The following is an 8,224-nucleotide window of genomic DNA, read 5'->3' on the forward strand; positions in this document are numbered from 1 at the left end:
CCCCTGGATAGGGGCGCGGGGAACTGCGCGAACGGGGTCTGGGGCGGAGCCCCAGGGGACGGGACGGGCAGGGGCGGAGGGGGCGGATCAAACCCCGCCGCCCCTGCCCTTCGGGCTCAGGGCGAAGCCGGCGGATACAGCGACCGCGGCAGTTGGGAAGCCGCCGCCGCGTCCAGGAGCCACAGGGTGCGGGAGCGGCCGTAGGCACCCGCCGCCGGGGCCTGGACCTCGCCCGCGCCCGACAGGGCGATCGCCGCGGCCTGTGCCTTGTCCTCGCCCGCCGCGAGCAGCCACACCTCGCGAGCCGAGCGGATCGCGGGCAGCGTGAGCGAGATCCGGGTCGGCGGCGGCTTCGGCGCGCCGTGCACGCCGACGACCGTGCGCTCCGTCTCCCGCACCGCGGGCAGCTCCGGGAAGAGCGAGGCCACATGGGTGTCCGGGCCGACGCCCAGCATCAGGACGTCGAAGGTCGGCACGGCGCCGTGGTTCTCGGGCCCCGCGGACTTCGCGAGCTCCGCCGCGTACGCCTCCGCCGCCGCGTCCACGTCGGCGCCGTACGGGCCGGTCGACGCGGGCATCGGGTGCACCCGCGCGGGATCCAGCGGCACCGCGTCGAGCAGTGCGGCGCGGGCCTGCGTGTCATTGCGGTCCGGGTCGCCCTCGGGCAGGTACCGCTCGTCGCCCCACCACAGGTCGAGGCGGCCCCAGTCGATGGCGTCCCGCGCGGGCGCGGCGGCCAGCGCGGCGAGGAGGCCGTTGCCGTTGCGGCCGCCGGTGAGCACGACCGAGGCGTAGCCGCGCGAGGCCTGCGCGTCCACGATCTTCGTGATCAGCCGGGCGGCGGCGGCCTGGGCCATCAGCTCCTTGTCGCGGTGGACGACGAGCTGCGGAGTACTCACTTGGCGGCCGCCTTCTTCGCGGGCGCCCGCTTGGCGGCGGCCTTCTTGGCCGGAGCCTTGGCGGGAGCCTTCGTCGCGGTCTTGACCGCGCCCGACGAAGCGTCCTCCTCGGGCGCCGGCGCGTTCAGCCGGTCCACCCCGTACCGCAGCGCCGAGGCGTATGTGTCGTCCGGGTCGAGGCGGCGCAGCTCCTCCGCGATCAGTTCGGAGGTGTCGCGGCGCTTGAGCGCCACCGCGCGGTCGGGCTGCCCCTGGATGGACAGGGTCGCAAGGGAGCCGTCGGCGCGGTCCAGGACGATCGGGCCGCAGCTCGTGTCCATCCGGACGGCGGTGAGGCCGGGGCCGGAGGACAGGGACCGCTTGACGGGCACGTCGAGCCGGTCCGCGAGCCACATCGCGAGCAGCTCGCAGCTCGGGTTGAACTCCTCGCCCTCCACCTCCACCGCGGCTACCTGGCAGGTGACCTGGTCCAGGGCCGCGGCCAGCATCGAGCGCCAGGGCGTGATGCGGGTCCAGGAGAGGTCGGTGTCGCCCGGTGTGTAGGCGTCGGCGCGGGCGTTGAGCTCCCGGACCGGCGTCTCGGCGGCGTAGGTGTCGGTCACGCGGCGCTGGGCGAGTGCGCCGAGCGGGTCCTTCGCCGGGTCGAGGGGCGCGTTCACCGGCCACCAGACGACGACGGGCGCGTCCGGCAGCAGCAGCGGCAGGACGACCGAGTCGGCGTGATTGACGACCTCGCCGTAGAGGCGCAGCACCACCGTCTCGCCGGTGCCCGCCTCGACGCCGAGGCGCACCTCGGCGTCGAGGCGCGACTTCGTGCGGTCGCGGGGCGAGCGCGAGACGCGCTTGATGACCACGAGCGTGCGCGAGGGGTGCTCGCGCGAGGCGTCGTTGGCGGCCTTCAGGGCGTCGTAGGCGTTCTCCTCGTCGGTGACGATGACGAGGGTGAGCACCATGCCGACGGCAGGGGTGCCGATGGCGCGGCGGCCCTGCACGAGCGCCTTGTTGATCTTGCCGGCCGTGGTGTCCGTGAGATCGGTCTTCATGGGCGACGCCAGCTCCGTCCGTCTCGTTCGAGCATTTCGTCCGCCTCGACGGGACCCCACGTGCCCGCTGGGTACTGCGCGGGCTTGCCGTGCTTGTCCCAGTACTCCTCGATCGGGTCGAGGATCTTCCAGGACAGCTCGACCTCCTCGGTGCGCGGGAAGAGGTTCGAGTCGCCGAGCAGGACGTCGAGGATCAGACGCTCGTACGCCTCCGGGCTGGACTCCGTGAACGACTCGCCGTACGCGAAGTCCATCGACACGTCCCGGATCTCCATGGAGGTGCCGGGCACCTTGGAGCCGAAGCGGACCGTGATGCCCTCGTCGGGCTGGACGCGGAAGACGATCGCGTTCTGGCCCAGCTCCTCCGTCGCCGTGTGGTCGAAGGGGGAGTGCGGGGCGCGCTGGAAGACCACGGCGATCTCGGTGACGCGGCGGCCGAGGCGCTTGCCCGTACGGAGATAGAAGGGCACGCCCGCCCAGCGGCGGTTGTCCACCTCCAGCTTTATGGCCGCGTACGTGTCGGTCTTCGACTTGGGGTCGATGCCGTCTTCCTGGAGATAGCCGACGGCCTTCTCGCCGCCCTGCCAGCCCGACGCGTACTGTCCGCGTACCGTGTTCTTGCCCAGTTCCCTCGGCAGCCTCACCGCGCCCAGCACCTTGGTCTTCTCGGCGGCGAGCGCGTCCGCGTCGAAGGAGGCGGGCTCCTCCATGGCGGTGAGCGCCATCAGCTGGAGCAGGTGGTTCTGGATGACGTCCCGGGCGGCGCCGATACCGTCGTAATAGCCGGCCCGGCCGCCGATGCCGATGTCCTCGGCCATCGTGATCTGGACGTGGTCGACGAACGACCGGTTCCAGATCGGCTCGAACATCGTGTTGGCGAAGCGCAGCGCCAGGATGTTCTGGACGGTCTCCTTGCCCAGGTAGTGGTCGATGCGGAAGACCTGGTCGGGCGCGAAGACCTCGTGGACGATCGCGTTGAGCTCCTCGGCCGACTTGAGGTCGTGGCCGAAGGGCTTCTCGATGACCGCCCGGCGCCAGGAGCCGTTCGACTGCTCGGCCAGCGCGTGCTTCTTCAGCTGCTTGATGACCACCGGGAAGGCGGACGGCGGCACCGAGAGGTAGAAGGCGAAGTTGCCGCCGGTGCCCTGCGCCTTGTCCAGCTCGTCGATCGTGGAGCGCAGCCGCTCGAAGGCGTCGTCGTCGTCGAAGGTGCCCTGCACGAAGCGCATGCCCTGGACCAGCTGCTGCCAGACCTCCTCACGGAAGGGCGTGCGGGCGTGCTCCTTGACCGCGTCGTGGACCTCCTGGGCGAAGTCCTCGTTGGCCCACTCGCGGCGTGCGAAGCCCACGAGCGAGAAGCCCGGCGGCAGCAGACCCCGGTTGGCGAGGTCGTACACGGCAGGCATCAGCTTTTTACGTGACAAATCGCCCGTGACGCCGAAGATGACCAGGCCCGACGGCCCCGCGATACGCGGGAGCCGTCGGTCTGCGGGGTCACGCAGCGGGTTGCTGCTTGACAAGGTTTCAGCCCTCCGAGGGGGCGAGGCGCTCGAGCTCTGCCTCTGTGGACTTGAGCAGGTCGTTCCAGGACGTCGCGAACTTCTCGACGCCCTCGTCCTCCAGGAGCTGGACCACGTCGTCGTACGAGATCCCGAGCTTCTCGACCGCGTCGAGCTCGGCGCGGGACCGCTCGTACGTACCGGCGATGGTGTTGCCGGTGATCTCACCGTGGTCCTCGGTGGCCTCCAGGGTGGCCTCCGGCATGGTGTTCACCGTGTTCGGCGCGACCAGGTCCTCGACGTACATGGTGTCCTTGTACGCCGGGTCCTTGACGCCGGTCGAGGCCCACAGCGGACGCTGCCTGTTGGCCTGCGCCTTGTCGAGGGCGGCCCAGCGGTCGGAGGGCTGTGTCGCATAGTCGCCAGAGGCGAACACCTTTTCGTACGCCTGGTAGGCGAGCCGCGCGTTGGCGAGCCCCGCCTTGCCGCGGGCGGCCTTCGCCTCGGGGGTGCCGAGAGCGTCGAGCCGCTTGTCGATCTCGGTGTCCACGCGGGACACGAAGAACGACGCCACCGAATGGATCTTGGAGAGGTCGAGGCCGGCGGCCTTGGCCTTCTCCAGGCCCGCGAGGTACGCGTCCATGACCTCGCGGTAGCGCTCCAGCGAGAAGATCAGCGTGACGTTGACGCTGATGCCCCTGCCGATGACCTCGGTGATCGCGGGCAGGCCCGCCTTGGTCGCCGGGATCTTGATGAGGGTGTTGGGGCGGTCCACCAGCCAGGCCAGCTGCTTGGCCTCGGCGACGGTCGCCTTCGTGTTGTGCGCAAGACGCGGGTCGACCTCGATCGACACGCGCCCGTCCTGGCCGCCGGTGGCGTCGAAGACGGGGCGCAGGACGTCGGCGGCGTCACGGACGTCCGCCGTCGTGATCATGCGGATCGCCTCTTCGACCGTGACCTTGCGGGCGGCGAGGTCCGTCACCTGCTGGTCGTAGCCGTCGCCCTGTGAGATGGCCTTCTGGAAGATCGACGGGTTGGTGGTGACGCCCACGACGTGCTGCTGGTCCATCAGTTCGGCGAGATTGCCGGACGTGATCCGCTTGCGCGACAGGTCGTCCAGCCAGATCGCGACGCCTTCCTCGGAGAGGCGCTTGAGTGCGTCTGTCATGGAAATTGCATCTCCTACGTGTCGTATACCAGCGTCAGCGCTGGGCTGCGGCGATCGATTCCCGGGCGGCACTTGCGACATTCTCGGCAGTGAAACCGAATTCGCGGAAGAGCACCTTGCCATCGGCCGAAGCACCGAAGTGCTCCAGCGAAACAATGCGTCCGGCGTCCCCGACGAAACGGTGCCAGGTCAGACCGATACCGGCCTCGACCGAGACCCGCGCCTTCACCGAAGGCGGCAGGACGCTGTCCCGGTACCCCTGGTCCTGCTCCTCGAACCACTCGACGCACGGCATGGACACGACCCGCGTCGGGATACCCGCCGCCTGGAGCTGCTCGCGCGCGTCCACGGCGATGTGCACCTCGGAGCCGGTGCCGATGAGGATGACCTCGGGAGTGCCGCCCTCGGCCTCGAACAGGACGTAACCGCCCTTGGCGGCATCCTCGTTGGGCTCGTACGTCGGCACGCCCTGACGGGTCAGCGCGAGACCGTGCGGGGCACCCTTGCCGAAGACCTTCGTGTAGCGCCTGAGGACCTCGCGCCAGGCGATCGCGGTCTCGTTGGCGTCCGCGGGACGGACGACGTTCAGGCCGGGGATCGCGCGCAGCGAGGCCAGGTGCTCGACCGGCTGGTGGGTCGGGCCGTCCTCGCCGAGGCCGATCGAGTCGTGCGTCCACACGTACGTGACCGGCAGGTGCATCAGCGCGGACAGGCGTACGGCATTGCGCATGTAGTCGGAGAACACCAGGAAGGTGCCGCCGTAGATACGCGTGTTGCCGTGCAGCGCGATGCCGTTCATCTCCGCGGCCATGGAGTGCTCGCGGATACCGAAGTGAATCGTGCGGCCGTACGGGTCGGCGCCCGGCAGCGGGTTGTCGGCCGGCAGGAACGAGGAGTTCTTGTCGATCGTGGTGTTGTTCGAGCCCGCGAGGTCGGCGGAGCCGCCCCACAGCTCGGGGATGACCGCGCCGAGTGCCTGGAGCACCTTGCCGGACGCGGCACGCGTGGCGACACCCTTGCCCGCCTCGAAGACCGGGAGCTTCTCCTCCCAGCCGGCCGGCAGCTCGGTCGCGGCGATCCGGTCGTACTCGGCGGCGCGCTCCGGGCTGGCGGTGCGCCAGGCGGCGAAGCCCTTCTCCCACTCGGCCTTGGCCTCACGGCCACGGTCGAGGGCCTGGCGGGTGTGCGCCAGAACCTCGTCGGCGACGTCGAAGGACTTCTCCGGGTCGAAGCCGAGAACGCGCTTGGTGGCCGCCACCTCGTCGTCGCCGAGCGCCGAGCCGTGCGCGGCCTCGGTGTTCTGCGCGTTCGGCGCGGGCCAGGCGATGATCGAGCGCATCGCGATGAACGACGGCTTGTCCGTCACCTTCTTCGCGGCCTCGATCGCGTTGTAGATCGCGTGCGGGTCGAGGTCGCCGTCCGGCTTCGGGGCGACGCGCTGCACGTGCCAGCCGTACGCCTCGTACCGCTTGACGGTGTCCTCGGAGACGGCCGTCTCCGTGTCGCCCTCGATCGAGATGTGGTTGTCGTCCCACAGCAGGATCAGGTTGCCGAGCTTCTGGTGCCCGGCCATGGAGGACGCCTCCGCGGAGATGCCCTCCTGGAGGCAGCCGTCACCGGCGATCGCGTAGATGAAGTGGTCGAACGGGGACTCACCCTGGGGGGCGTCCGGGTCGAACAGACCACGCTCGTAGCGGGAGGCCATCGCCATGCCCACGGCGTTGGCGACACCCTGGCCGAGCGGGCCGGTCGTGGTCTCCACACCGGGGGTGTGACCGTACTCGGGGTGACCGGGGGTCCTGCTGCCCCACGTCCGGAAGGACTTCAGGTCGTCCAGCTCCAGACCGAACCCGGCCAGGTAGAGCTGGGTGTAGAGGGTCAGGGACGAGTGGCCCGCGGACAGCACGAAGCGGTCGCGTCCTACCCAGTCGGTGTCCGCCGGGTCGTGCCGCATCACCTTCTGGAAAAGGGTGTACGCGGCGGGCGCCAGGCTCATCGCCGTACCGGGATGGCCGTTGCCGACCTTCTGTACGGCATCGGCGGCCAGGACGCGGGCGGTGTCGACGGCCCGCTGGTCCAACTCGGTCCACTCGAGGTCTGTGGTGGTCGGCTTGGTGCTCACCCTGGGTCAGGGCTCCTCTCCACATGTCACGCATGTCGAATGCCGGTGCACTGGGCGCCCACCGGCCGTTGTCGAGCCTACCCCCGTAAGTACGTGCGTTTTTTCGAGTCATTCCAGACTGCCGGGAGTCTTCGCGATCCGCCTCCCGACCGGTCCGATCCGTGTTCGGCAAGTGAATACGGAACCGCTCGTACGAGTGCTCAATCGAGTGGCGCTCGGCTCTTCCAGCGGCGCTGCTCAACACGACCCCACCCCCGCGAATGCCGGGGTCTGGGCAACGTCTACAGTGGCGTGGTACGCGCGAGCCTTTACGGGGAGTTCACAACCGGGGGCTTGCTGGGATGTCTCTGTCAGGGGTGTGCGTGACGGCCGTCGAATCCCGTCCAGCGGATGGGGGCACCTCCCACGCCTTTCAGGCTGTGGGGGAGCTCGATGCGAGCAGCAGCCGGGGCCAGCGGCCGTTCGGGGCCCGTGTCAAAGCGTTCGTGGCGCTGACCAAGCCACGCATCATCGAACTGCTGCTCATCACCACCGTTCCGGTGATGTTCCTCGCCCAGCAGGGTGTGCCCGACCTGAAGCTGGTGCTCCTCACCTGCCTCGGCGGCTACCTGTCGGCGGGCGGCGCCAACGCCCTGAACATGTACATCGACCGTGACATCGACGCCCTCATGGAGCGCACCTCGCAGCGCCCGCTGGTCACCGGCATGGTCAGCCCCCGCGAGTGCCTGGCCTTCGGCATCACCCTGGCGGTCGTCTCCACCCTGTTGTTCGGCCTGGCCGTCAACTGGCTGTCGGCCTGGCTGTCACTCGGAGCGCTCCTCTTCTACGTCGTCGTCTACACGATGATCCTCAAGCGCCGCACCTCGCAGAACATCGTGTGGGGCGGCATCGCGGGCTGCCTCCCGGTACTCATCGGCTGGTCCTCCGTCACGAACTCCATGTCGTGGGCCCCGGTCATCCTCTTCCTCGTCATGTTCTTCTGGACGCCGCCGCACTACTGGCCGCTGTCCATGAAGGTCAAGGAGGACTACGCGCGCGTGGGCGTGCCGATGCTGCCGGTCGTCGCGAGCAACAAGGTGGTCGCCCGCCAGATCGTCATCTACAGCTGGGTGATGGTCGCGGTCTCCCTGCTCCTCACCCCGCTCGGCTACACGGGCTGGTTCTACACGGCCGTCGCACTCGCCGCCGGCGGCTTCTGGCTGTGGGAGGCGCACGGTCTGCAGAACCGCGCCAAGGCCGAGGTGACGGGCGGCAAGCTCAAGGAGATGCGGCTGTTCCACTGGTCGATCACCTATGTGTCGATCCTGTTCGTCGCGGTCGCGGTGGACCCCTTCCTGCGCTGACACTCCCCCGGGGCTTCTCGACGGGCGGGGGGGGGGGGGGAAGGCCCCCCCCCCCCCCCGGGCCGGGTTTTTTAAACGGGGGGTGCGTACCGGCCCAGGGCCAAACCCCCCCCGGTGTAGGTAAAACCCGCCCCCGCCCCGAGGCCCCAG

General features: G+C 69.6%; 6 protein-coding genes. 1 reads left to right on the forward strand and 5 read right to left on the reverse strand.

What is annotated here, in order from left to right; all coding sequences use genetic code 11:
- Positions 1–116 precede the first annotated feature (116 nt).
- Genes pgl through tkt form a run of 5 tightly spaced genes read right to left on the reverse strand, consistent with a single transcriptional unit; the run spans position 117 to position 6,731 of the window.
- Entirely contained in the window at positions 117–899 is a 783-nt protein-coding gene (gene pgl / locus ACFVXA_RS37570) for a 6-phosphogluconolactonase (protein WP_362030545.1), read from the reverse strand.
- A complete protein-coding gene (gene opcA, locus ACFVXA_RS37575) occupies positions 896–1,942 on the reverse strand; it encodes a glucose-6-phosphate dehydrogenase assembly protein OpcA (RefSeq protein WP_383746869.1) in 1,047 nt (348 codons plus the stop codon). The genes pgl and opcA overlap by 4 nt, the downstream gene beginning before the upstream one ends.
- Positions 1,939–3,462 (reverse strand): glucose-6-phosphate dehydrogenase, encoded by a 1,524-nt coding sequence (zwf, locus tag ACFVXA_RS37580; protein ID WP_362030667.1) that lies wholly within the window; start codon positions 3,460–3,462, stop codon positions 1,939–1,941. Before zwf ends, opcA begins: the two co-directional genes overlap by 4 nt.
- A 4-nt stretch (positions 3,463–3,466) precedes the next feature.
- On the reverse strand, positions 3,467–4,609 hold the full coding sequence (gene tal / locus ACFVXA_RS37585; RefSeq protein WP_390028497.1) for a transaldolase: 1,143 nt from the start codon (positions 4,607–4,609) through the stop codon (positions 3,467–3,469).
- Between the two features lie 34 nt (positions 4,610–4,643).
- Complete coding sequence (tkt, locus tag ACFVXA_RS37590) at positions 4,644–6,731, reverse strand: transketolase (protein WP_362030663.1); 2,088 nt, start codon at positions 6,729–6,731, stop codon at positions 4,644–4,646.
- 356 nt (positions 6,732–7,087) lie between these two features.
- Here tkt and ACFVXA_RS37595 point away from each other — a divergent pair, with 356 nt between their 5' ends.
- Positions 7,088–8,074 carry a heme o synthase gene (locus tag ACFVXA_RS37595; RefSeq protein WP_383746876.1) on the forward strand — a complete coding sequence of 329 codons (987 nt, stop codon included), beginning with the start codon at positions 7,088–7,090 and terminating at the stop codon, positions 8,072–8,074.
- The last annotated feature ends 150 nt before the right edge of the window (positions 8,075–8,224 follow it).

Source organism: Streptomyces sp. NPDC058246 (assembly GCF_042881985.1).
Lineage (GTDB): Bacteria > Actinomycetota > Actinomycetes > Streptomycetales > Streptomycetaceae > Streptomyces.

Excerpts from the sequence above, each read along its gene's own strand:
- tal (WP_390028497.1), bottom strand. The coding sequence starts at position 4,609 with ATGACAGACGCACTCAAGCGCCTCTCCGAGGAAGGCGTCGCGATCTGG.
- opcA (WP_383746869.1), bottom strand. The coding sequence starts at position 1,942 with ATGAAGACCGATCTCACGGACACCACGGCCGGCAAGATCAACAAGGCG.